Genomic DNA, 26,015 nt, shown 5'->3' with positions numbered 1-26,015 from the left:
TGCAAAAGTAGTAATTAATTGGCTTTAAGAGGTAAGACTCTGTTGAAATTTTGTTTAATGCCGGCGGATATACTCCGTTGCCACCTGTCCGCGTCCCGGAATGGGGAGGGTGGATGCATATGGGAAATCCTTGAGCGAGCAGTCTGCCGGACTGATGCTCGGATAGAATTTCTTTAACAGGAACAGACTCGGGCCGGCGGTGATGCTTCCTATGAAGACGGAAGCGTTCATCAATATCTGTATGGAAGAAAGGAAACGTGTCATCTGCTTTTGTTTCAGCTCTTTGGCGGTCTGTGTGAAGGAACTGTTGACATATCCTTGCTCGTCGGGGCTGCACAGGGTGTACCAGTGTATTTCCGGAACAAGAGTCTGCACTTGCTGAAAAAGCCGGTAATCATCGGTCAGCACAAATACATCGCGTGCCGTTGTCTTTTCTTTGATAAGCTGTATGTAATGTTCCGGCGGCAACAGGTTGGTTTCGGTTATTTTGTCTCCGCCGCGTATCTGGCATCCTGCGTATGCTTGCGGGAGTTGCAGGCTGTCCGCCAATTGGCGACATTCCTGTGCGGTTGCCGTGTTGAACTTCCAGGTGATTTCCGTCAGCTTCTGGAATGCGTGGAGGTAGTCACCGTCTATTCCCAGTTCGGGGATATGGAAATGCTGGGCAGGATTGAATTTCAGTTGGAAATTGAGCAATACCGGTTTGCTATATACAAGAAAAGCAAGAATTTTTCCGATAAGGTTCTTTAAAGTAACCTTTAGTTTCCATTTCAGAAGTTTTGTCCTGGGCAGTTTCTTGTCTTTCATCAGTGCTTTCCACGAAGGAAGACGATGGGTGTTGTATGTATGGTGAAACGATTCGTGCACCTGTTCGCAGAAAGGGACGAAACAATCTTCCCAGCCTTTTTCCCACCCGAAGTTGGCGTCGTCGGAATAGAGTTTGAACTGAATTTTGTGTTGCAGGCAGTAGAGCATGGCATGAATCATATAGGTATATTCGGTAAAGAATCCGGCATCTATGCCTACATGATAAATCATTGTCTTCTTGAAAGAACTGTTCAGCAGACGGTATTGGGTAGCAAGATCATTCGTGTTCATGGCTTTTCTTTTTGATGAAATAGGCTATACTCTCCTTGAAGGTGACGGAGCGGCTCGCCCACATGGCTGCTGCATAGAGCGTTGCTGCCAGTATTATCTTACTTGCCAGGCGGATATAAATGTTCTCGATGGAATAGGTGAGATTGTAGGTGATTGCCATGACGGCGGCTGCTATGATGGCATAAGGAAGTATATCTGCCAAGGCGTGGCGCAGTTTCAGTCCGATAGTCTGCTGTACGAAGTAGTGCCATGTCAGTATCCACAGGATATTGATGGAGACGTAAACGGCAAGCATGGCATATATCCCATGGGAATGAACCAGAAGAACGCTTGAGAGTAAAAGAATGCCGAGGGATATGGTGTTCCACATGTAGACACGGGATTTTCCTTTGCTGATAATAAGCTGCTGATAGAGGTATGCGATGGGGGCAAAGGCTCCGCTGATACACAGAATCTGCATGATAGATACACTGGAATACCATTTGTCGGTGATGGTAATGATAATCAGTTCTTCTGAGATAATCCCCAGTCCCAGCATGGCAGGGAATGCTACAAAGGCGGTGAAACGCAGCATTTTGCGGAATATCCGCTTTTGCCGTTCAGGGTCGTCCGAAACTTTAGTGAGCACCGGTTGTGCCACTCCGTTTATCATGCCCGATATAAAGAGTTGTCCCATGCCGCACCATTTATTGGCTTGGTTATAGTATCCCACTTCCTGTTCTGTGTAGAACTTCCCCAGTATCACCGAAAACAAGTTGTTGTTGATGTGATTGAATACGTTGGTTATCAATAGCTTCCCACTGAATCCGAACATCTCTTTGATGGGCGCGAAATTGATCTGGAGCGTCGGCCGCCAATGGGTGAAATGCCAGTAGCAGGCGGTATTGACAGATACGTAAACTATGCTTTGCGTGGCAATGCCCCAGTAAGAAAAGCCAAAGTAAGCCAGCGTGACCCCGGTGATTCCTGAGACGATAAGTCCGATGACCGACGATAAAGCCCGCTGCTTGACCATCAGGTTGCGCAGGAGATAGGCGCTATGGGATATGCCCAGGCTGGCAATGAAAAATCCTATAAAAGAATAACGTGCCAGTGGCGTCAGTTCAGGAGTGTTGTAAAAATCGGCAATGAACGGTGCGCATAAAAATAACAGCAGATACAGTGACAAACTGATTGCGGCGTTAAACCAGAATACGGCATTATAGTCATTGTGCGTCACCTCTTTTTTATTGACAAGAGCTGCCGTGAAACCGCTTTCCTGTATCGAACTGGCTATGAGGGAGAAGATTGCCAGCATTCCCACCATTCCATAATCTGCCGGGGTGAGTAACCGTGCGAGGAATATTCCGAAAAGCAGATTCAGCAACTGTTGTATACCGTTGCTGAATCCGCCCCAGAATAGTCCTTTGGCTGTCTTCTCTTTTAGTGACTGATTTTCACTCATATCATAGTCTTTCCTTTAACTGTTAAAATGATATTCTTTGCCAAACACTAACTTTATTAAAGATGTTACTTGTTCGGTCATCGGAAAAAGAATAAGGTTCTGCAAATTCTGCAGAACACATTATTCTGTTATTTTACTTCACTGCCCGGCTTCACTTCACGTCCCGGCATGATGACTGCCAAGCTGCCGTCGTTATTCTCGGCACTCAGAATCATGCCTTCGCTGACGATGCCTTTCAGCTTGCGCGGAGCAAGGTTGGCGATGAAGCAGACCTGTTTGCCTACCAGTTCTTCCGGTTGGTAATGCTTGGCAATGCCCGATACGATGGTACGTGTTTCCAGTCCGTCGTCAATCTTGAATTGCAGCAGTTTGTCTGCCTTCGGCACTTTCTGACATTCGAGGATAGTACCTACGCGGATATCCAGTTTCGTGAAATCATCGAATTCGATGTTCGGGCGAATCGGGTTGGCTTTGTAATTGGCTTCTTCGTTCGCTTTCTTCGTATCGAGCAGCTTTTGTACCTGCGCTTCGATGGTAGCGTCTTCGATTTTCTCGAACAGCAGTTCCGGCTTGTTCAACTGGTGGCCTACCGGAAGCAGGTTGTCTCTTCCCAGTTCGGACCAATCGAAGGTATCCATGTTCAGCATCTTGCGGAGTCTCTCCGAGCTGAACGGCAGGAACGGGTCGAAGGCAATGGCAAGATTGGCAACCAGTTGCAAGGAGATGTTCAGGATAGTCCCTACACGTTCCATGTCTGTTTTTGCCAGCTTCCACGGTTCGGTGTCGGCAAGGTATTTATTACCGATGCGTGCCAGGTTCATCGCTTCTTTCTGTGCGTCACGGAATTTGAATACGTCAAGCAGCTTTTCCACTTCCGCTTTTACGTCGGCAAATTCTTTCAGCGTTTCCTTGTCATAGTCAGTCAACTCACCCTGTGCGGGAACTTTTCCGTCGAAGTATTTCTGGGTCAATACCATTGCGCGGTTCACGAAGTTGCCGTATACGGCCACCAGTTCGTTATTGTTGCGAGCCTGGAAGTCTTTCCAGGTGAAGTCGTTGTCTTTTGTTTCCGGTGCGTTGGCGGTCAGTACGTAGCGGAGTACGTCTTGCTTGCCCGGGAAATCGACCAGGTATTCGTGCAGCCATACTGCCCAGTTGCGTGAGGTGGAGATTTTGTCTCCTTCCAGGTTCAGGAATTCGTTGCTCGGTACATTGTCCGGCAGGATATAGCTGCCTTCCGCTTTCAGCATAGCGGGGAACACGATGCAATGGAATACGATATTGTCTTTTCCGATAAAGTGTATCAAGCGGGTTTCGGGATCTTTCCACCATGTTTCCCAGCTATCGGGAAGAAGTTCTTTGGTGTTGGAGATGTATCCGATGGGGGCGTCGAACCATACGTAAAGCACCTTTCCTTCCGCTCCTTCTACGGGAACGGGGATACCCCAGTCGAGGTCACGGCTTACGGCACGCGGTTGCAGTCCCATGTCGAGCCAGCTCTTACATTGGCCGTACACGTTCGGGCGCCATTCCTTGTGGTCTTCGAGAATCCATTTGCGCAGCCAGCCTTCGTGTTTGTCGAGAGGGAGATACCAGTGTTTGGTTTCTTTCATCACCGGTTTGCTGCCGCTGATGGCGCTTTTCGGGTTGATAAGGTCTGTCGGCGAGAGTGAAGTTCCGCATTTCTCGCATTGGTCGCCATAGGCACCTTCAGAGTGGCAGTGCGGACATTCGCCGGTGATATAACGGTCGGCAAGGAATGTTTTTGCTTCTTCGTCGTAATATTGCTCGGAAGTCTTTTCGATAAATTCTCCCTTGTCATATAATGTCTTGAAGAAATCCGAAGCCAGTTGGTGATGTGTCGGTGAAGTGGTGCGGCTATATACGTCGAATGAGATGCCGAACTCCTTGAATGATTCCTTTATCAGCGTATGGTAGCGGTCTACTACATCCTGCGGAGTGATTCCCTCTTTTTTCGCACGGATAGTAATGGGCACTCCGTGTTCGTCGGAACCGCCGATGAATAATACATCTTCTTTCTTCAGACGCAGATAACGCACATAGATATCTGCCGGTACGTATACACCGGCCAGATGACCGATGTGGACAGGTCCGTTCGCATACGGCAGTGCCGATGTGACGGTGGTTCTTTTGAATTTCTTTTCCATTGTATAGTGTGATTTTATTGTTTTCAGCTTTGCAATGTGCAAAGATAATGACTTTCTGTCTGATAGCAAAAGTTTGTTTCAATATATTGTGCGAGGGGTTAGAATACAGACATACCTTCTAAAATATCTCATTATTTAGATTTGATATTGGGGATTTATTGGGGGATTTCTTCTTTTGTAAATCAATATCAAAACTAAACATCATACAGTGATTTTTTTTATTCCACTTAAGCATTATTTTACATCAAATAGTTGCAGCTTGAAACTGTTTAAACCTAAAGTAGAATAATCTTATTTTCTCAGATTGGCGTTATTAATTACATTTGCAGCATTTGAGATAAATAAATTATATTACAAATTACTTATTAAAAGCTAAATTGAAGATGAAAAAAGATGATTTATTCAAAGTCTGTAATTTATGGTTAGTGGGAATCTGTTTGTTATTAATGGGAATGAATTTTACTGCATGTTCTGATGATGATGATGATGAAACCGGTACAGGAAGTGCAACATTGACAATTGATGGCAATAAAACAACTCTGAATCACGCTTATTGGTACTGCACACCTGGGAATAGCGAGAATAAGTATAGTTTGGAACTTATGACTTTTGATATGTACAATATCAAAAATGAATCACAAATGCCTTCTAATTATTCTATAATTCTTATAGATTTCAATGCAGAAGGTTCTGTTAACGAAATTCCAACTGGAACTTTCCCTGCTAATAAATATCATGTGTATACGGTTCTTGGTAATATGGAACATCAATATGAACAGAATGAGCATAAGAACTCTTCCAATAGTGCTCTTATAATAACTAAAGAAAATGGGGGGTACAAAGTAAATATAGAGAAGGTGTACATTGGTGACGATGGACCGGAAGATAAAGAAATGTCTTTTTCTTATAATGGAACTTTTAAGACAGTGCCAGAATGGGGATTACCGGAATAAGGATTTTCAAATCCAAGTTGTCATACCCTGATATAAATTGACAGTTATTGAATATTAACGGCTACTCTAACATTCAGTTATCGGCTGATATGTTAGAGTAGTTTCGTTTCAATAAGTCAGCATAATCCACATGATTTCTTAGCTATTTCCTCTTTTGTCCTCTATTTCCTTCTATATTTCTCCTCTTTTTCTTTCTTTTTTCTCATAAGAAAGAATATATTTGTACCTAAGTTAAACGAAAACAAGAGTATGATATGATAACAACCCAGTTGCTTCGTCCTGAAAGCATTGTTGTAGTAGGGGCATCGAATAATGTACATAAGCCGGGTGGCGCAATATTGAAGAATTTGATAAACGGAGGTTATCAGGGAGAACTTCGGGCGGTGAACCCGAAAGAGAAGGAAGTTCAGGGAGTGCCAGCCTTTGCGGACGTGAAAGATCTGCCTGATACGGACTTGGCGGTATTGGCTGTGCCTGCCGTGATGTGTCCCGATATTGTGGAAACATTGGCTAGTACAAAGCAAACTCGTGCGTTTATCATATTATCTGCCGGATTTGGCGAGGAAACTCATGAGGGGGCGTTGCTGGAAGAACGAATATTGGAAACAGTCAATAAGTACGGTGCTTCACTGATTGGTCCTAATTGCATCGGTTTGATGAACACCTGGCACCATAGCGTGTTCAGCCAGCCTATTCCTAATCTGAATATGAAAGGAGTGGATTTAATCTCCAGCTCCGGTGCAACGGCGGTATTTATCCTTGAGAGTGCCGTGACCAAAGGATTACAGTTCAATTCCGTCTGGTCGGTGGGAAATGCCAAACAGATTGGTGTGGAAGATGTGTTGCAGTTTATGGATGAGAACTTTGACCCTGAGAAAGACTCCCATATCAAACTACTCTATATAGAAAGTATTCAGAATCCGGACAGGTTATTGTTTCATGCTTCTTCCTTGATAAGAAAAGGATGCAAGATTGCAGCGATAAAGGCAGGAAGTTCGGAGAGCGGAAGTCGTGCGGCTTCTTCACATACGGGAGCTATTGCCAGTTCCGATTCTGCTGTTGAGGCTTTGTTCCGTAAAGCGGGGATTGTGCGTTGTTTCTCCCGTGAAGAACTGACCACCGTTGGCTGTGTATTTACTCTGCCGGAATTGAAGGGAAAGAACTTCGCCATTATCACTCATGCCGGCGGACCGGGGGTGATGTTGACAGACGCACTGAGCAAAGGCGGGTTGAATGTGCCGAGGCTCGAAGGCGAACTGACGGAAGAACTGAAAGTACAACTTTTCCCCGGTGCTGCTGTTGGAAACCCGATTGATATTCTTGCTACGGGAACTCCCGAACACCTGCGCCTCTGCATTGATTACTGCGAAGAGAAATTTGAAAATATAGATGCCATGATGGCTATCTTCGGAACACCGGGATTGGTCACCATGTTTGAGATGTATGACGTGCTTCATGAGAAGATGCAGGTTTGCAGCAAACCGATTTTCCCGATCCTGCCTTCCATCAATACCGCCGGAGCGGAGGTTGCGGCATTTTTGGCGAAAGGACACGTGAACTTTGCAGATGAAGTGACACTCGGGACGGCCCTTTCGCGTATTGTCAATGCTCCTAAACCGGCAGTCCCGGAAATAGAATTGTTTGGAGTGGATGTTCCGAGGATTCGTCGTATTATCGATTCGATTCCGGAAGACGGATATATCGAACCTCATTATGTGCACGCATTGCTTCATGCAGCGGGTATTTCGTTGGTAGACGAGTTTGTTTCGGATAACAAAGAGGAAGTAGTCGCTTTCGCCCGCCGATGTGAATTTCCGGTAGTGGCAAAAGTCGTTGGTCCTGTACATAAATCGGATGTTGGCGGAGTGGTATTGAACATCAAAAGTGAGCAACATCTGGCTTTGGAGTTTGAACGTATGATGCAGATTGCTGACGCGAAGGCAATCATGGTGCAACCGATGCTGCGAGGTACAGAACTCTTTATCGGTGCGAAGTATGAAGAGAAGTTCGGGCATGTAGTGCTTTGTGGTCTGGGAGGTATCTTTGTGGAAGTATTGAAAGATGTATCTTCCGGTTTGGCTCCGCTTTCTTACGAAGAGGCTTATTCAATGATTCATTCATTACGTGCTTATAAGATAATCCAGGGAACACGTGGACAGAAAGGAGTGAATGAGGATAAATTTGCGGAAATTATAGTCCGTCTGTCTACCTTGCTCCGGTTTGCGACAGAAATCAAAGAAATGGATATAAACCCGCTTTTGGCGACTGAGAAGGCTGTTATTGCAGTCGATGCACGTATCAGAATAGAGAAATAGGACGATTTTTTCATTCATTGAGACGTATTTATCATCTTTCGATTGTTATTTTGCCTACATTTGATTATTTGAATAAAGGAGTTTTATCAATCGAATATATGGAAAAAGTTATAATAGTATTTGTCTTTTTTATTGTTGGACTTGTTGGCCGTGCACAAACGGTAAATGAACATTATTATTTTAAGAATCTCAGTAGCCAAAATGGATTGTCACAAAATACAGTAAGTGCTATTTTGCAAGATTCGAAAGGCTTTATGTGGTTTGGTACAAAAGATGGATTGGATCGATATGATGGCGTATCTTTCCGGCATTTTAAATACGATAGAACCAATCCGAGAAGTTTGGGTAATAATTTTGTAACTTCTCTCTATGAAGATATCGAAGGCAATATTTGGATAGGGACTGATGTCGGAGCATACATATATTATCCGGAAAAAGATACTTTTTGCCATTTTGTGGAACTGAGTGACAAAAATACGAGGGTGGAACGGTCTGTTGCTATGATTTCAGGAGACAGTCAGGGACGTGTATGGATAGCAGCAGAGGCCCAAGACTTGTTCTGTTATGATTTGAAAAAACAAATTTTGCGAAACTATGTCTTGACGGATCATCCATTGATTTCTACCAATGTGAAATGCCTGACGGTTGATAATAGTGGTACTATTTGGATTGGTTTCTATGGTGACGGATTGTTTTATTCGAAAGATAATTTGAAAACTCTTCATCCTTATATATCACCTATTGATAATGAGGAAACCTATAATAATGACGTTGTGAGCGAAATACTCCCGGGAGCATACAATTGTTTATATATTGGTTCTTTAAAAGGAGGAGTGAAAGAATTGAATCTGACCTCGGGCAAATTACAGGATTTGTTGGTGAAAGATGAAGATAATGAATCCATTTATTGTCGGACATTGCTTTTTGCTACGGATAATGAATTATGGATAGGTACAGAAACCGGAGTTTATATTTATAATCTCCGTACGGGAAAGTATACGCATTTGCGTAGTTCTGAGTATGATCCTTACTCCTTGTCTGATAATGCAATTTATTCATTTTGTAAGGACCGTGAAGATGGCATATGGATCGGTTCATATTTTGGCGGAGTAAACTATTATCCGCGTTCGTATACTCATTTTGAGAAGTATTATCCAAAAGGAGAGGAAAATAGTCTTCATGGTAAACGGGTACGTGAGTTTTGCCGGGATAACTATGGCGTGTTATGGATTGGTACGGAAGATGGTGGGTTGAACCGTTTTAATTTGAATACAAAAGAGTTCTCTTTTTTTGCTCCTAGTGCGGGGTTTACCAATATACATGGACTATGCTTAGTGGATGATAAGCTTTGGGTCGGTACATTCTCTAAAGGATTGAAGATTATAGATACTCGTACGGGGACTGTCTTAAAGACCTATCAGAAGAACAGTTCTCCCCGTTCTTTGATTGATAATAGTATTTTTGCAATTTGTAGAACTGCTACAGGCGATATCTACTTAGGAACTATGTTCGGGCTGGTAAGATATAATAGACAATCGGACGATTTTGACCGTATACCGGAGTTGAATGGAAAATTTGTATATGATATAAAAGAAGATTCTGGCGGTAATATCTGGTTGGCAACTTATGCTAATGGTGCCTATTGTTATAATGTAAACGATCGGAAATGGAAAAACTATGTACATGATGAAAAAGATACTACAAGTCTTCCATATAATAAGGTTTCGAGCATTTTTGAAGATTCTTATCATCGGATTTGGTTAACAACTCAGGGAGGAGGTTTTTGCTTATTTCATCCGGAGTCAGAGACGTTTACTAATTATAACTCAACCGACGGACTGCCTAGTGATGTTGTTTATCAGATTGTAGAGGACAAAGAAGGAGAGCTATGGTTAACGACTAACAATGGGCTTGTCTATTTTCAGCCAAAAACTGAAACTATGAAAGTGTATACTACCGCAAATGGGCTGTTAGGTGACCAGTTTAACTATCGGTCTAGTTTTGAAGATGAAAATGGAATGATTTATTTTGGTGGAATTGACGGTTTTATAGCTTTTAATCCTAAAAACTTTTCAGAGAATAAGAATCTTCCTACAGTAGTGATTACAGATTTCTTACTGTTTAATAAAGAAGTGTATGCAGATGAACCTAATTCGCCTTTGGAAAAGAATATCACTTTTTCTGATAAGATAGTACTCCGAGCCGATCAGAACTCATTTTCTTTCCGTATCTCGGCTCTTGGTTATCAAGCCCCCGGAATGAATAAACTGATGTATAAATTAGAAGGATTTGATGATGAATGGCTATCTGTAGGTGAGAGTCCGTTGATAACTTATGCTAATTTGCATTACGGCAATTATATATTCCGGGTGAAAGCGGCAAATGGTAATGGAGTTTGGAATAGTAATGAGATCTCGTTGAGTATCCGGATCTTACCTCCTTTCTATCTTTCAATTTGGGCTTATTGTGTTTATATACTTTTAATTATTGGATGTTCTGTTTATTTGGTTCTTTATTTAAAACGCCGTAGTAATAGAAAACAACGTCGGCAAATGGAGAAATTTGAGCAAGAGAAAGAACGTGAAATATATTATGCAAAAATAGACTTCTTTACGAATGTAGCGCATGAGATACGTACTCCTTTGACATTGATTAATGGCCCTTTAGAGAATATTCTTCTGAAAAAGAGTGTAGATTCTGAGATACGTGAGGATTTGAATATAATGAAACAGAATACAGAACGACTGTTGAGTTTGACAAACCAGTTGTTGGATTTCCGTAAGACAGAGAGTCAGGGGTTCCGGCTGAATTTTGCTGAATGTAATATTACCGAGGTGCTGAAAGAGACTTATAACCGTTTTACTTCTTTGGCGAGACAGAGAGAACTGGATTTTGTATTGAATGTAGACGAACAGGATTTCTATGCGCATGTGAATAAGGAAGCATTTACTAAGATTGTTAGTAATTTGTTGAATAATGCTGTAAAATATGCCGAAACATATGTACATGTGTTTTTGGAAGTGAATGGAATGGGAGAAAAGAGAATTTTTTATATTCGTACGGTGAATGATGGTGTTATCATTCCGAATGAAATGAAAGAGGAAATCTTTAAACCTTTTGTTCGTTTCAATGAAAAAGAAGATGGTAAGGTTACTACTGGAACGGGAATTGGATTAGCTCTCTCGCGTTCATTAGCTGAATTGCATCAGGGAAGTTTGATGATGTTGGAAGGTGAAGAGGCAAATGTTTTCTGTCTGTCACTTCCTGTAGAACAGGATAGTGTAATAAAGCTGACTTCAGAACATAAGTCTGTGGAGGTGGGTAATGCCGTAGAGCGCCGAATGGAAATAATAGAGAGTAGAGGGGGCAGGCCGATAGTACTGGTAGTGGATGATAATCCGGATATGTTGTCTTTTATCGTTCGTCAATTGGAAGGTAATTATGCAGTTTTGACTGCCAATGATGGGGTGGAAGCGTTGAAAGTATTGGATAATCAGGAGGTCATGTTGGTGGTCAGTGATGTTGTTATGCCTCGTATGGATGGATTTGAATTATGTAAGATGATAAAATCCAAATTAGATTATAGTCATATTCCTGTGATTTTATTAACTGCTAAAACGAATATTCAATCGAAGATAGAAGGGTTGGAATTAGGGGCAGATGCATATATTGAGAAACCTTTCTCTGTTGAGTATTTGCAGGCTTGTATTGCTAATCTGATTAATAGTCGCGAAAAGTTGCGGCAAGCTTTCGCACAATCTCCTTTTGTTGCAGCTAATACGATGGCTTTGACAAAAGCTGATGAAGAGTTTATGAAAAAACTGAATGAAATTATTCAGAATAATTTGCATAATCCGGATTTTAGTATGGATGATATAGTCGATTCTTTAAATATGAGTCGTTCTAATTTCTATAGGAAGATTAAAGGTGTGCTTGATTTAAGTCCGAATGAATACTTGCGGTTGGAAAGGTTGAAACGGGCTGCTCAATTGTTGAAAGAGGGAAATGGGCGTGTAAATGAGATCTGTTATATGGTAGGCTTTAATTCACCTTCCTATTTCTCTAAATGTTTTCAGAAACAATTCGGTGTACTTCCTAAGGAGTTTGCCGGTTAGGCCTGCCACCTGGTTTTCACGAAAATTTTGGCGTTTTTTATAAGATATTTGTTGGGTACATATCCTGCAAATAGCATGTTATATGCTTGATAAATAGAGAGATTAATATGTTTAAGGGCTTTATATCTTTCTAGGAAAATAAGCTATAAGATAATCTATACAATATTTGTTTCATTTTTGTCTCATTTGAAACGAATTTGCTATTCTTTCTTTTGTTTGAGACTGTATTGCGATTTATTGGGATATTTATTTTATCAGGAAATCTTCTCATCCGTTAATTTTGCCAATGTTAATCAATCGAAAATAATATGATAAAACAATTGCACCAATGAAAAAAGCTTTTTATCCTTTTCTTAGTTACTGTTGAAACAGTGGAAACCTGCATGAAGTAAAATCATAATTTCTTTTGATAGAAGAATGAATATGGAAAATGTTCTGTCGCGGTCTTTTTATTGACTGATGCCGGGATGTTTATAATGAAATAACCTTTTTATTAATAATTATGAGAACAAAAACAAGAGATCTAAGCACATGCTTAAAAAGGCGGTTGTGGATTGTTGGTGTATGTCTGACGACCTTTTCTTTTCTTTCTGTATCTGTTGCATATGCCGTCAGTGATAATCTGGCTGTCCAGCAGCAAAAAAAAGGAATGATGATTAAAGGTAAAGTTTTGGGTACAGACGGTGAACCTATTATTGGTGCATCTGTATTGGTAAAAGGCTCTACTACTGGAGTTGTAACTGATTTAGACGGTAACTATACACTGGCTAACGTTTCTAAAGGAGCTATTTTGGAATTTAGTTATGTAGGTTATGTAAAGCTGACTAAAACCGTAGGAAATGAAACAACCATAAATGCGATTCTGTATGAGGATTCTCAGATGTTGGAGGGAGTTGAGGTTGTGGCTTTTGGAACACAGAAAAAAGAGAGTGTTATTGGTGCTATTTCAACTGTGAAAGTAGCAGAACTGAAAACGCCATCCAGCAATCTAACGAATGCACTTGCCGGGCGTATTGCAGGAGTAATTTCTTATCAAAGAACAGGTGAACCAGGGGTGGATGACGCCTCTTTCTTTGTTCGCGGTGTTACGACTTTCGGATATAAAAAAGATCCGTTGATATTGATTGACGGCATTGAGTTAACTTCTACCGATCTGGCTCGTTTACAACCAGATGACATCGCCAGCTTTTCTATTATGAAGGATGCTACTGCTACCGCTCTTTACGGTGCCCGTGGTGCAAATGGTGTGATTCTGGTAAAAACCAAAGAAGGTCAGAAGGGAAAAGCACGGTTAAGCCTAAGAGTTGAAAACTCAATATCCACTCCGACTCAAGAGATAGAACTGGCAGATCCTGTTACCTATATGCGTCTGCACAATGAGGCCTATTTAACTCGTAATCCGTTGGCGCCATTGATGTATTCTGAGGAAAAAATAGACAATACTGTACCGGGAGCGGGATCTGTAATTTATCCGGCTACGGATTGGAGAAAGGAATTATTGAAAGATTTTACGATGAACCAGCGCGTCAACCTGAATATTACAGGTGGTGGTGATGTCGCACGTTATTATGTCGCAGCTTCGTATAGTCAAGACAATGGTATTCTGGAGGTTGATAAGAACAGTAATTTTAATAATAACATCAAGCAGAGAGTTTATACTCTTCGTTCTAATGTAAATATCAATGCTACTAAAACAACAGAATTGATTGTCCGTCTAAGTGGTGTCTTTGATGATTATAACGGACCGTTATATGGTGGTTCGGCTATGTACAATCTGATTATGAAGAGTAATCCGGTATTGTTTCCTGCTAAATATCCCAAAGATGAAGCTCATGCATATACAAAACATACTTTATTTGGTAATGCTGAGAATGGACAATATTTGAATCCGTACGCAGAAATGGTAAGAGGATATAAAGAATCCGGACGTTCTAACTTGAGTGCGCAGTTTGAAGTGAAGCAGGATCTGAAATTTTTAACGGAAGGTTTATCTGCACGCTTGTTGTTTAATACTTCCCGTATCTCCAGTTATGATGTTTCACGTAAACTGAATCCGTATTATTATAAGATGACTAATTATGATTATCTGACCGGTGATTATGCCATTGATATCATTAATCCGGATGACGGTTCGGAATATCTGATTTATGATCCGGGTGGTAAAAGTATTACGGCTAATATGTATATTGAAGCTGCATTGAATTATAATCGTGATTTCGGAAAACATGGAGTAGGTGGATTACTGGTTTATCAGTTGAGAAATAACCTTCAGCCGAATGCTGGTTCACTTCAAGCGTCTTTGCCTTATCGTAATGTCGGTTTATCGGGGCGTTTCACTTATGCATATAATAATCGTTACTTTGCAGAGTTCAACTTTGGCTATAATGGTTCCGAACGCTTCCATAAAAGTAAACGGTTCGGTTTTTTCCCTTCAGCCGGTTTGGCATGGGTTGTTTCTAATGAGTCTTTTTGGGATCCATTTAAAGATGTAGTATCCAAGTTGAAATTGAGAGCGTCTTATGGTATTGTTGGTAATGATGCTATTGGAAGTGGGCGTTTCTTATATTTGTCAGATATCAATATGAATGATAGTAAGTATGGAGCAAACTTCGGATATAATTATGATTATCACCGGGATGGTATTTCGGTAAAGCGTTATTCTGATCCTGAAATTACATGGGAGAAGTCTGCTAAAACAAATTTCGCACTTGAGTTTACCCTATTTAATGATTTGAACGTGACTGCAGAGTATTATACGGAGCGGCGTAAGAGTATTTTGCAGCAACGAACTTCTATTCCGGCATCTATGGGACTTTGGGTACAACCTTATGCAAACTTGGGAGAAGCTAAGGGACATGGAGTTGACTTGTCGTTGGATTATAATAAGTATTTCGCCAATAAGTCATGGCTGCAGTTGAGAGGTAACTTTACTTATGCGACAAGTGAATACATGGTATATGAGGATTATGAATATCCAGGAGCATGGTGGAAACAGAAAGTGGGTTATCCGACTAATCAGACTTGGGGATATATAGCAGAAGGTTTATTTGTTGACGATAATGAAGTAGCTAATTCTCCTGTACAATTTGGAGAATATGGTGCAGGTGATATTAAGTATCGTGATGTGAACAAAGATGGCAAAATAACAGATCTCGACCAGGTACCTATCGGATATCCGAAAGAACCGGAAATTGTATATGGCTTTGGTGCCTCTTATGGATATAAGAACTGGGATATATCAGTGTTTTTTCAAGGGCTGGCTAGAGAATCATTTTGGATTGATTATAATAATGTTTCTCCATTCTTTAACACGGTCGATACAAAGGTTGTAGGAAATAGAGTCGGACATAATGCACTTGCAAAGTTTATTGCAGATAGTCATTGGTCAGAAGATAATAGAGATGCTTATGCGGTATGGCCGAGATTAAGCCCGACTTCTATTGAAAATAACAGTAAAACGAGTACTTGGTTTATGCGTGATGGTTCGTTCTTGCGTTTGAAACAATTGGAAATCGGTTATACTATTCCTGAGAAAATAACTAATAAAGCAGGAATCAAGAACCTTCGATTCTATGTTACAGGAAACAATCTATTGTGCTTTAGTAAGTTTAAACTTTGGGATCCGGAAATGGCAGGTTCCGGTTTAGGTTATCCTGTACAGCGTGTGTATAATATAGGACTAAATTTAACTTTCTAAATTTGATATAAAATGAAAAAAATACAACTGTTTATATTAAATTGCCTGATTGTCGTTTTATCTTCATGTGATTCATTCTTGGATATTGTTCCGGATGATATTGCTACAATCGATAATGCATTTACAATGAGGGCACAAGCAGAGAAATATTTGTTTACATGCTATTATTATCTTCCGGCTCATGGGCTGTTGGAGGCAAATCCGGCGATTGCAGGTGGTGATGAACTGTATATTACGGAGTCTTTTCGTAGTGCAGCACATGTACATGCATGGTATATTTCACATAATATGCAAAGTTCGGCAAGACCACGCTGCGATTATTGGACCGGAGCTGATCAACAAAATAACAAATCATTATATCAAGGAATCAGTGACTGTAATATCTTTCTGGAGAATATTCAGAAAGTGCCTGATATGACACAAGCAGAGAAAGATCGCTGGGCGGCAGAAGTACGTTTTTTGAAAGTTTATTATCATTATTGGCTGATCAGAATGTATGGGCCGATTCCTATTATGGATCGGAATATTCCGGTAAATGCAAGCGAGGATGAAGTAAAGGTTTTCAGAAGTACTATAGATGAATGCTTTGATTATGTAATCAATTCCTTAACTGAGATTATTAACAGCAACCATTTGCCTGATAAGATAATGAATGAAGCTGAAGAATTGGGACGAATTACCCAAGGAATTGCAATGGCAATAAAAGCCGAAGTAATGGTAACTGCTGCCAGTCCTTTGTTTAATGGGAATGCTGATTATAAAGGATATACTGATTCTAGAGGTATTGAATTATTCAACCCGAATAAATCGGAACAGGCTAAGAAACAGCGTTGGATAGATGCTGCGGAAGCTTGTAGGCAGGCTATTGATTTTCTGAAAGCTCAGGGATATGATTTATATAAATATACTTCTCTTGAATACACGATATCTGATCAGACCCGTGCAAAAATGAATATTCGTAACATTGTGACGGAAAAATGGAATCAAGAAATTATTTGGGCTAATTCAAATAGTATTATCGGACAGTTGCAGGATCATGCTATTCCACGTGGACTGGAACCGGGAAAGGAAGGAAATGCGAGTGTTGGCGGTAACTTGGCTGTTCCTCTAAAAATAGCAGATTTATTTTATACAAAAAATGGAGTTCCTATTACAGAAGATAAGACGTGGAATTATGATAATCGTTTTGAATTGAGAAAAGCAACGGCTGATGATAAATACTTTATCAAAGAAGGATATACAACAGCTAATATAAACTTTGACCGAGAAGTCCGCTATTATGCAAGTTTGGGATTTGATGGTGCGGTTTGGTTTGGACAGGGGGTGACAGATGAGACGAAGCCGATCTATGTGCAATGTAAACAAGGACAGTCTGCTGCTAATCAGATTTCAAATTCATGGAATGAAACAGGTATATGGCCTAAAAAACTGGTTCATTTTAAGAGTGTGGTAGGGCAAACCAGTGGTTTTACTAAGATTACATATCCATTTCCGGTGATGAGATTGGGCAACTTATATCTGTTGTATGCTGAAGCCTTGAATGAAAGTGGTGCCGCTAAAGCGGAGGTTCTGAGTTGGGTTGATCTGATCAGGGAAAGAGCAGGATTAAAAGGCGTGGAAGAAAGTTGGGATACATATACGAATAAAAAGAAATATGAGACAATGGACGGCAGACGTGAAATCATACAACAGGAGCGTGGAATTGAACTGGCGTTTGAAGCACAGAGATTTTGGGATTTGCGTAGATGGAAATTGGCATTTCAGGAACAGAATAAGCCGATCACCGGATGGAATACTCAATATAGCACAAACGAAGATTACTATACAGAACAATTGATTTATACTCAAGAGTTCAGAATAAGAAACTATTTTTGGCCGATTTTAGATAAGGAACTATATTCGAATAAGAATCTGGTACAGAATTATGGTTGGTAAACTTTAAAATAAAAACGTTATGAAGAAGAAATTTTATAAATATGGTTTGCTTTATATAGGAGTTGCTTTGGCTGCTTGTGCCGATAATGCTGATTTGAACGAACCTACAGGAAGTATGACACCACCGGCACAGGTGTTGAATGCAACAGTAAAGAATCTGCCTGGTGCAGCAATTATCTATTATGATTTGCCGGATGATCAAAATTTGAAATATGTTCGGGCTAGCTATAAGGTTGACAATATGGTTCGTACGGTTAATGCTTCTTTTTATACAGATTCTTTGGTAGTAGAAGGATTCCCGGCTAAGGGAGAATATGATATAGAACTTTATTCTGTTAGTTATGGTGAGGTTGTATCTACTCCGCTTGTGGTAAAAGTAAGTCCGGATACTCCTCCTTATCAAAAAGTTCGTGGAACATTAATTTCAGCCGAAACATTTGGTGGCATCAAAGTGAACTTTGATAATCCGGAAAAGGCAAAACTTGGACTGGGGGTCATAAAAAAACAAGCGGAAGGTATTTGGACGCAGGTATATATGCATTATACTGAAGCAAAAGGAGGTGATTTTTATGTGCGTGGCCTGGATGCTGTTACTACGGATTTTGGTATTTTTGTCAGAGATAGATGGGGACATCTTTCGGATACATTATATGTCACCGAGACTCCTTTGTATGAAGAACAATGCGATAAGTCTTTGTTCAGGAAGATGGCATTGCCGACCGATTCTTATGAGTGCCACTCATGGAATGAAGTGACGAAAGGAAATGATATGACGCGGCTTTGGGATGGAATTACAGATACAGATCCTTGTTTTCAAACCAAAACGACAACAGTAATGCCGCAATGGTTTACCTTTGATATGGGGGAAAAGTATAAATTGAGCCGATTTGTGATGGTTTCACGTTATTATCCGGGTAAGTATGGTAATACGTTTAAGGCAGGACACCCGAAACATTTTGAACTTTGGGGCAGTAATAATCCAAATCCGGATGGTAGCTTTGATGATTCTTGGGTATTACTTTCTGAATATGAATCAGTGAAGCCTTCAGGTGGTGGTGTAAACGATGCTCTTACAACGGAGGATCAGGAAGCTGCAAAAAATGGTGAGAATTTTATTATTCCCGATAATGCTCCTGCTGTACGTTACATTCGTTTTAAAACGAATGATACATGGGGAAAAACACGTTATATGCATCTTCACGAACTTACATTTTTCGGTGCGAGGCATAATTAGTAACAAGTAAAAGATAATGCTATGAGACTATTTAAAAAATTGATTTTTATATTTTTAAGTATAGGTACTTTGATTTCTTGTGATGGTATGGATGCCACGTATAAAGAGTTTATTGAAGAAGGGCCTATTGTATATATTGGAAAAGTAGATTCACTGAAAGCTTATACTGGACGTAATCGGGTTATGCTCGAATGGCAGAAATTACTTGACCCTCGTGCTAAAACGGCAAAGATATTCTGGGAAAACAGAACGAAGTCTACTGAATTGCAGTTGACAGATAAAGCAACTCTTACTCAGGTTGTAGTAAAGGATTTAGCAGAAGGTTCGTATGTATTTGAAGTATGCACATATGATACGTATGGTAACTCTTCTATCATGTCGGAGGTTCCTTGTACAGTGTATGGTGCTGTTTATGAGAAATTGTTGTTCAATACAAAAGTAAAGACGGCAGTTTTAAAAGATGATGTACTGACTGTTACCTTTGCAGCTTCGCTTGAACCAACTTTTTTTGCTTCTGAAATTACTTATATGAGTTCTGAGGGAAGAAATAAGACTGTACTTTTGGAAGCTCCCGGAACACAGGTTAAGATAGATGATTTTGCGGGAGACCATATCACTTATCGTTCTGTTTATTTGCCGGAGGAAACGGCTATAGATTATTTTTATAGTGAGCCGGACGAGCTTGAAATCAACTAAAGAAATAGCGGATATAAAAAAAGATTTGTAAGCTAATTTTTCTCACTGTAGAATTATATGAAAGTCTTGTATCTTTTGTGGTAACTAATACTACAGATAGTACAAGGCTTTTTTTATGCTGTATGCATCAATTATCCCATTCATGTTTCATTTGTCTATATTCCTAGTTTTTGGCTTACTTTGAGACGTTTTTGTGATTTATTGGGATATTTATACTATCCATATTTTGTGCGAACCTCTAATTTTGCCTGTGTTGATATCGCAAATGATAAAACTAATTATATATGATAAAACAATTATTTCTAATAGGAACAGCCCTGTCATTATTTTCTCAGATGTTATGGGCGCAATGGACACCCGTAGGCGATAGAATCAAAACTTCTTGGACGGACAAGATAGATGTGAACAATGTTTTGCCGGAATATCCGCGTCCTATTATGGAGCGTTCCGAATGGTCTAACTTGAATGGTTTATGGAAGTATGCTGTTTTGCCATTAGGAGAATCAATTCCAAATTCTTTTGATGGTGAAATATTGGTTCCATTTGCTATTGAATCCAGTCTCTCGGGAGTCGGAAAAACATTAGGAGAAGATAAAGAATTATGGTATGAACGTGAGTTTGTTGTATCCTCAAAATGGAAAGGAAAAAGAATTTTGCTTCATTTTGGGGCTGTTGATTGGAAAACAGAAGTATGGGTTAACAATATAAAAGTAGGAGAACATACAGGAGGATTTACTCCGTTTACATTTGATATAACACAGGCTTTGAATAACTCAAAAAATAATTTGGTCGTCAAAGTGTGGGATCCGACAGAAAAAGGTGCGCAACCACGTGGAAAGCAGGTGAGTAATCCTCATGGGATTTGGTATACGCCGGTGAGTGGTATCTGGCAGACTGTATGGTTGGAACCGGTGTCCGAACACTATATTACAGATATAAAAACGACACCTGATATAGATTTGAATAAGGTTAAAGTAAAGGTTGAAACAGATGACAATAGATATTCAGATAAATTTGAGGTAAAAGTGTTTGAAGGAGGGCGTCTGGTGGCTGTGGGAACGTCAATTAATGGGTTACCTGTTGAGGTTCCCATGCCGGCTGATGCCAAACTTTGGTCGCCGGATGAGCCATTCTTATATCAGATGGAAGTTTCTTTATTTGAGGGAGGAAAACGAGTAGACTGTGTAAGGAGTTATATGGCGATGCGTAAGTACTCTATGAAAAGAGACAAAAAAGGCATTGTGCGTTTGCAGCTAAACAATAAAGATCTGTTTCAATTTGGCCCGTTGGATCAGGGTTGGTGGCCGGATGGATTATATACAGCTCCTACGGATGAGGCATTGTGTTATGATATCAGGAAAACGAAAGATTTGGGCTTTAATATGATAAGAAAACATGTAAAGGTAGAGCCTGCACGTTGGTATACATACTGTGATCAAATGGGAGTAATTGTTTGGCAAGATATGCCTAATGGTGATAAAACCTTGGAGTGGCAGAGAAAGAAGTATTTTGATGGAACGGAACTGGCACGTTCTCCGGAATCTGAAGCTACTTATCGTAAGGAATGGAAAGAAATTATTGATTATCTCTATTCTTATCCTTGTATTGGGACTTGGGTGCCCTTTAACGAGGCTTGGGGACAATTTAAGACAAGTGAGATTGCAGAATGGACCAAACAATATGACCCTACACGTTTGGTCAATCCGGCAAGTGGTGGAAATCATTATACTTGCGGTGATATGCTTGATTTGCATAATTATCCGGGGCCGGAAATGTATTTGTATGATGCACAACGTGCTACGGTACTAGGAGAATATGGGGGGATTGGTTTAGTTTTGAAGAATCATCTTTGGGAACCGAACCGGAATTGGGGATACATCCAGTTTAATACATCTACAGAAGCTACTGCTGAATATCTGAAGTACGCAGAAACGCTGAAAGAAATGATAAAGCAAGGCTTTTCTGCAGCCGTTTACACACAAACGACAGATGTAGAAGTAGAAGTGAATGGGCTGATGACTTATGATCGTAAAGTAATAAAGTTGGATGAAGCAACATTAAAGATGATCAATAATGAGATTTGCAAAACGTTAAAATAACAAATATAGAGATTTTATATTTACCATGAGAAAAATACTTATTTTGGTTTTTAGTCTTTTTTCGATATTCTCTGCAGTAGAAGCGAAAAGTAAAAAGGGACAAGATCGTGTATTAATTGACAGAGTTGCCATGTGGCAGGTAAATCATCAGTCAAAAGTTAAACATCATGATTTGGCGTGGACAAATGGAGTCTTGTTCCGGGGGATGGTAGAATGGGCAGATTATACTCAAGACTCCCGTTATTATGATTTTCTGATGCAGATAGGGAAGAAACATCATTGGGGGTTCTTGAAACGGCTTTATCATGCAGACGATCTTGTTATAGCACAGATGTATATTCGTATGTATGAGAAATACCATGATGCAGTAATGATTCAGCCTACGATTGCTCGTGTGGATTCTGTTGTTGCTAAACCTTCGAAGGCCCGTTTGTGGCTCGGAGCAAAGAACTGGTCGGAACGTTGGTCGTGGTGCGATGCGTTATTTATGGCTCCACCGGTATATGGGTTGTTGAATAAACTCTATCCGGAGAAAAACTATTTGGCTTTTATGGATAGGGAATTTAAAGAAGCTACAGATTCTTTATATGATGCGGATGCTAAGTTATACTATCGTGATAGAAGGTATATTCCCAAAAGAGAGAAGAATGGCGAGAAAGTATTTTGGGGAAGAGGCAATGGTTGGGTGTTTGCAGGAATACCTTTGTTATTGCAAACTTTGCCTAAAGATCACCCTACTTATAATTATTATCTCAACATTTATAAAGAAATGGCTTCCGCTATAGTTCAGTGTCAGGATAAGAATGGTTCTTGGCATGCCAGCATGCTTGATCCGGATTCATATCCTTCTCCGGAAAATAGCGCTTCCGGATTCTTTGTGTATGGTTTGGGATGGGGAGTGAATCAAGGAATTTTAAAAGATAGAAAATACAAAAAAGCTGCCCGGAAGGGATGGAAGGCTTTGAAAAGTTATGTTCATGAAGATGGCATGCTTGGATATGTCCAACCGGTTAGTGCTGCTCCTGAACAGGTGACTCAGAATATGACTGAAGTATATGGGGTTGGAGCATTTTTGATGGCAGGAATTGAGATGTTAAAAATGAAATAGCCTTTTATTAATAATTAAACTTATACGAAATGGAAAGACATTGTTTTATAAAAGTGAGAATCTTATGGTTAATCGCTTTTCTGTTGTTTACCGTTCAACTGTTTGCTCAACAAAAAGTAACAGTGAAAGGTAAGATAACTGATGAACATAATGAGCCTGTCATTGGGGCTAATATAATGGAGAAAGGTACAACGAATGGAGTTATTTCTGATTTTGACGGATTTTTTACTTTAAATGTTTCTTCTGGAGCCACCCTTGTTGTATCCTATATAGGATTTGCTCAGCAAGAAATTCCTGTCAAAGACAAACGCGATTTTGTAATTCGTCTGGCAGAAGACTCGGAAACGTTGAATGAAGTAGTTGTGATTGGTTATGGTAGTGCTCGTAAAAGAGACTTGACTGGTGCAGTAATGCAAGTAAAATCTGCGCAGCTGGAAAATGAAAGTCCTTCTTCTATGCAAGATTTATTGAGAGCGAATGTTCCGGGATTGAGTGTTGGTTTTAGTGCAGGTCCCAAACCGGGTGGAAGTCTTTTGATTCGTGGAAAGAACTCAATTAATGCAGGAACTGATCCGCTGATTGTATTGGACGGAGTTATATATCCGGGTGATTTGGCCGATATTAATCCGAATGATATAGAACAAATAGATGTATTGAAGGATGCTAGTTCTGCTGCTATTTACGGAGCGCGTTCTGCTAGTGGGGTTATTATCATAACTACGAAGATGGGTAAAAGTGAAAAACCGACAATTAGCTTTGATGCTTCTATAGGTGTAGCCACTCAGGCGATAGTTCCCGAAGTATATCAGGGGGATGAGTTTACTGCTTGGAGGACGGATGTCTTTAATAGTGCAAATCCGAATCATAAACCTTATGAGTTTAATGATCCTCGTAAATTACCTGCAGATGTTTCTATTGAGGATTGGATGAAATACGATAATTCGACGGGAGACCCTGTAGAGACGTGGTTGCGTCGAATTGGTTTTAAGAACTTGGAAATACAGAACTATTTGGATGGTAAATCTGTAGATTGGGCCGATATGGTTTTTCAGAATGGGCTTCGTCAGGATTATAATGCAAGTATCTCGGGAAAGACAAAAGGGGTAAATTATTATTGGTCCATGGGATGGACAGATAATGAGGGCATTATTGTAAATAACGGATATAAATCATTTAAGACTCGTTTAAACCTGGATGCCAAAATAAGTAAGTTTCTGACTGTGGGATTAAATGCGCAGTTTGTACAACGTGATGCCAGTGCTATCGGAGCGGACTGGGTTCAGTTTCAGAAGCTGACTCCTTATGGAAGTCCTACCAATGAAGATGGAACAATGAAACTGAATCCGGGAGATGATACGTCGGCGAAACATCCTTTGATCGATTCTTATTATACAGATAAGAGAAATGTGATCAATAATTTGAATGCTAATATCTATGCTAAGGTGTCTTTGCCCTTTAATATATCTTATCAGATGAATTTCTCTCCTCGATATGAGTGGGCTACAGATTATGTACATAAATCCTCGGAACATCCAAGTTGGAAAGATTTTGGAGGTTCTGCCTCACGAACTTTTAGAAATGATTTTCTATGGCAACTTGACAATATAGTAAAGTGGAAACAAACTTTTGCCAAAGTACATGACGTGGATTTCACTTTCTTATTTAATGCGGAGAAATTTCAAAGATGGAGTGATGATATGAATAATGAAGGGTTTGATCCGAATGACGATCTTGGATATCATTATATGAAAGGTGGGATATTGCCTACAATTAGTAGTAATGATGAATATAGAACCGGTGATGCATTGATGGCTCGTTTATTTTATTCGTATGAGAACCGTTATATGATTACTGGTACGGTTCGGAGAGATGGTTATTCTGCATTTGGACAAAAAAATCCTCGGGCGGTATTTCCCTCAGTTGCTGTCGGATGGGTATTCTCTGATGAACCTTTTTTGAAGAAGTTAACTTGGTTGGATTATGGAAAGTTAAGATTCTCATGGGGATTAAATGGTAACAGAGACATTGGGGTGTATAGAGCTTTAGCCAGAATGGGTAATAGTAAATATATGTATGTAAGTCCGGATGGAAAGGTTTATAACGGGTCTTATCTTTATGTGAATTCTTTAGCAAATAAAGAATTAAAATGGGAACGTACGGCTTCATTCAACTTAGGATTGGATTTTTCTATATTTAATGAACGATTAAAAGGAAATATCGATATTTATAAAGCTAATACGAAAGATCTTCTTATTGAGCGTACATTACCCGAATTGATCGGATTCAGTTCAGTAATGTCTAATTTAGGTGAAGTAGAGAATAAAGGTATTGAACTAAGCCTGACATCGAAGAATATTGATACAAAGAATTTTGCATGGAGCTCAACATTCAATTTTACTTTGAACAGAAATAAGATTGTTCACCTGTACGGAGATATGGTTGATGTTTTAGATGAGAATGGGAAAGTAATAGGACAGAAAGAGGCTGACGATATTAAGAATAAATGGTTTATAGGTAAGTCTCTGGATGAAATATGGGGATTGGAAGTTATTGGGGTCTGGCAGCAGGATGAAGCGGAGGAAGCAAAGAAGTACGGTGTAGCTCCTGGTGATTTTAAGCTAAGGGATGTTGATGGGAACGGACAGTATACAGATGAGGATAAAGTTTTCCAAGGAACAACCAGTCCGAAATTTACATGGACATTGCGCAATGATTTCAAGATATATAAGAATATAGATGTTTCTTTCATGTTGTATTCTCTTTGGGGGCATAAAGGGACATATGATGTAGCTAAGCATAGTGGAACCACAGTATATAATGATAGACAGAATGCTTACAAGTTACCATACTGGACCCCGGAAAATCCGACAAATGAGTGGGCAAGAATTGATTCTAGTACAGGAGGAAACAGTTTCTCTGTATATCGAAAAAAATCATTTATTCGATTAGATAATATATCTGTCGGATACAATGTTCCATCACGTTGGATTACTAAATTGGGACTAGGCTCATTGAGAGTTTATGCTAATGTAAGAAATGTGGCAGTTTGGGCTCCGGATTTTAAACTTTGGGATCCGGAAAATAGTAGTCCTACTCCTCGTACATATACTTTTGGTATTAATGTAACTATGTAATTAACTTTTAAGAATCAAT

General features: G+C 39.9%; 13 protein-coding genes. 10 read left to right on the top strand and 3 right to left on the bottom strand.

What is annotated here, in order from left to right; genetic code table 11:
- Positions 1-54: 54 nt before the first annotated feature.
- The 3 genes from ACGHVY_RS22755 to metG form a co-directional block, all read right to left on the bottom strand.
- On the bottom strand, positions 55-1,098 hold the full coding sequence (locus tag ACGHVY_RS22755) for a hypothetical protein (protein WP_390601787.1): 1,044 nt from the start codon (positions 1,096-1,098) through the stop codon (positions 55-57).
- The gene (locus ACGHVY_RS22750; RefSeq protein WP_390601785.1) at positions 1,085-2,542 is read right to left on the bottom strand and encodes a lipopolysaccharide biosynthesis protein; all 1,458 of its coding nucleotides are present in this window, start codon (positions 2,540-2,542) and stop codon (positions 1,085-1,087) included. The genes ACGHVY_RS22755 and ACGHVY_RS22750 overlap by 14 nt, the downstream gene beginning before the upstream one ends.
- 128 nt (positions 2,543-2,670) lie before the next feature.
- Positions 2,671-4,710 carry a methionine--tRNA ligase gene (gene metG / locus ACGHVY_RS22745; RefSeq protein ID WP_390601783.1) on the bottom strand — a complete coding sequence of 680 codons (2,040 nt, stop codon included), beginning with the start codon at positions 4,708-4,710 and terminating at the stop codon, positions 2,671-2,673.
- Between the two features lie 383 nt (positions 4,711-5,093).
- Here metG and ACGHVY_RS22740 point away from each other — a divergent pair, with 383 nt between their 5' ends.
- The 10 genes from ACGHVY_RS22740 to ACGHVY_RS22695 all read left to right on the top strand — a co-directional run bounded on the left by ACGHVY_RS22740 (position 5,094) and on the right by ACGHVY_RS22695 (position 25,996).
- Complete coding sequence (locus tag ACGHVY_RS22740) at positions 5,094-5,663, top strand: hypothetical protein (protein WP_390601781.1); 570 nt, start codon at positions 5,094-5,096, stop codon at positions 5,661-5,663.
- Positions 5,664-5,917: 254 nt separating this feature from the next.
- On the top strand, positions 5,918-7,978 hold the full coding sequence (locus ACGHVY_RS22735) for an acetate--CoA ligase family protein (RefSeq protein ID WP_390601779.1): 2,061 nt from the start codon (positions 5,918-5,920) through the stop codon (positions 7,976-7,978).
- Between the two features lie 98 nt (positions 7,979-8,076).
- The gene (locus ACGHVY_RS22730; protein ID WP_390601777.1) at positions 8,077-12,093 is read left to right on the top strand and encodes a two-component regulator propeller domain-containing protein; all 4,017 of its coding nucleotides are present in this window, start codon (positions 8,077-8,079) and stop codon (positions 12,091-12,093) included.
- A 502-nt stretch (positions 12,094-12,595) separates the two neighbouring features.
- A complete protein-coding gene (locus tag ACGHVY_RS22725) occupies positions 12,596-15,790 on the top strand; it encodes a SusC/RagA family TonB-linked outer membrane protein (RefSeq protein WP_390601775.1) in 3,195 nt (1,064 codons plus the stop codon).
- Between the two features lie 12 nt (positions 15,791-15,802).
- Positions 15,803-17,725: a RagB/SusD family nutrient uptake outer membrane protein gene (locus tag ACGHVY_RS22720; RefSeq protein ID WP_390601773.1), complete on the top strand. Its 1,923-nt coding sequence runs from the start codon at positions 15,803-15,805 to the stop codon at positions 17,723-17,725.
- 19 nt (positions 17,726-17,744) lie between these two features.
- A complete protein-coding gene (locus ACGHVY_RS22715; RefSeq protein WP_390601771.1) occupies positions 17,745-18,959 on the top strand; it encodes a DUF5000 domain-containing lipoprotein in 1,215 nt (404 codons plus the stop codon).
- Positions 18,960-18,980: 21 nt separating this feature from the next.
- A complete protein-coding gene (locus tag ACGHVY_RS22710) occupies positions 18,981-19,655 on the top strand; it encodes a DUF4998 domain-containing protein (protein ID WP_390601769.1) in 675 nt (224 codons plus the stop codon).
- A gap of 284 nt (positions 19,656-19,939) precedes the next feature.
- The gene (locus ACGHVY_RS22705) at positions 19,940-21,754 is read left to right on the top strand and encodes a glycoside hydrolase family 2 protein (protein ID WP_390601767.1); all 1,815 of its coding nucleotides are present in this window, start codon (positions 19,940-19,942) and stop codon (positions 21,752-21,754) included.
- Between the two features lie 25 nt (positions 21,755-21,779).
- The gene (locus tag ACGHVY_RS22700; protein WP_390601765.1) at positions 21,780-22,862 is read left to right on the top strand and encodes a glycoside hydrolase family 88 protein; all 1,083 of its coding nucleotides are present in this window, start codon (positions 21,780-21,782) and stop codon (positions 22,860-22,862) included.
- Positions 22,863-22,891: 29 nt separating this feature from the next.
- Positions 22,892-25,996: a SusC/RagA family TonB-linked outer membrane protein gene (locus tag ACGHVY_RS22695; protein ID WP_390601763.1), complete on the top strand. Its 3,105-nt coding sequence runs from the start codon at positions 22,892-22,894 to the stop codon at positions 25,994-25,996.
- Positions 25,997-26,015 lie beyond the last annotated feature (19 nt).

The sequence above is a fragment of the Bacteroides sp. f07 genome, assembly GCF_042854785.1.
In the GTDB taxonomy this organism is placed as follows: domain Bacteria; phylum Bacteroidota; class Bacteroidia; order Bacteroidales; family Bacteroidaceae; genus Bacteroides.
The sequence above is the reverse complement of the archived record's forward strand: the minus strand, read 5'-3'. Positions and strand labels throughout refer to the sequence as shown.

Coding starts and splice junctions, on each gene's coding strand:
- ACGHVY_RS22705 (WP_390601767.1), top strand. CDS start 19,940: ATGATAAAACAATTATTTCTAATAGGAACAGCCCTGTCATTATTTTCT.
- metG (WP_390601783.1), bottom strand. CDS start 4,710: ATGGAAAAGAAATTCAAAAGAACCACCGTCACATCGGCACTGCCGTAT.
- ACGHVY_RS22730 (WP_390601777.1), top strand. CDS start 8,077: ATGGAAAAAGTTATAATAGTATTTGTCTTTTTTATTGTTGGACTTGTT.
- ACGHVY_RS22695 (WP_390601763.1), top strand. CDS start 22,892: ATGGAAAGACATTGTTTTATAAAAGTGAGAATCTTATGGTTAATCGCT.
- ACGHVY_RS22710 (WP_390601769.1), top strand. CDS start 18,981: ATGAGACTATTTAAAAAATTGATTTTTATATTTTTAAGTATAGGTACT.
- ACGHVY_RS22740 (WP_390601781.1), top strand. CDS start 5,094: ATGAAAAAAGATGATTTATTCAAAGTCTGTAATTTATGGTTAGTGGGA.
- ACGHVY_RS22700 (WP_390601765.1), top strand. CDS start 21,780: ATGAGAAAAATACTTATTTTGGTTTTTAGTCTTTTTTCGATATTCTCT.
- ACGHVY_RS22720 (WP_390601773.1), top strand. CDS start 15,803: ATGAAAAAAATACAACTGTTTATATTAAATTGCCTGATTGTCGTTTTA.
- ACGHVY_RS22725 (WP_390601775.1), top strand. CDS start 12,596: ATGAGAACAAAAACAAGAGATCTAAGCACATGCTTAAAAAGGCGGTTG.
- ACGHVY_RS22715 (WP_390601771.1), top strand. CDS start 17,745: ATGAAGAAGAAATTTTATAAATATGGTTTGCTTTATATAGGAGTTGCT.
- ACGHVY_RS22735 (WP_390601779.1), top strand. CDS start 5,918: ATGATAACAACCCAGTTGCTTCGTCCTGAAAGCATTGTTGTAGTAGGG.
- ACGHVY_RS22755 (WP_390601787.1), bottom strand. CDS start 1,098: ATGAACACGAATGATCTTGCTACCCAATACCGTCTGCTGAACAGTTCT.
- ACGHVY_RS22750 (WP_390601785.1), bottom strand. CDS start 2,542: ATGAGTGAAAATCAGTCACTAAAAGAGAAGACAGCCAAAGGACTATTC.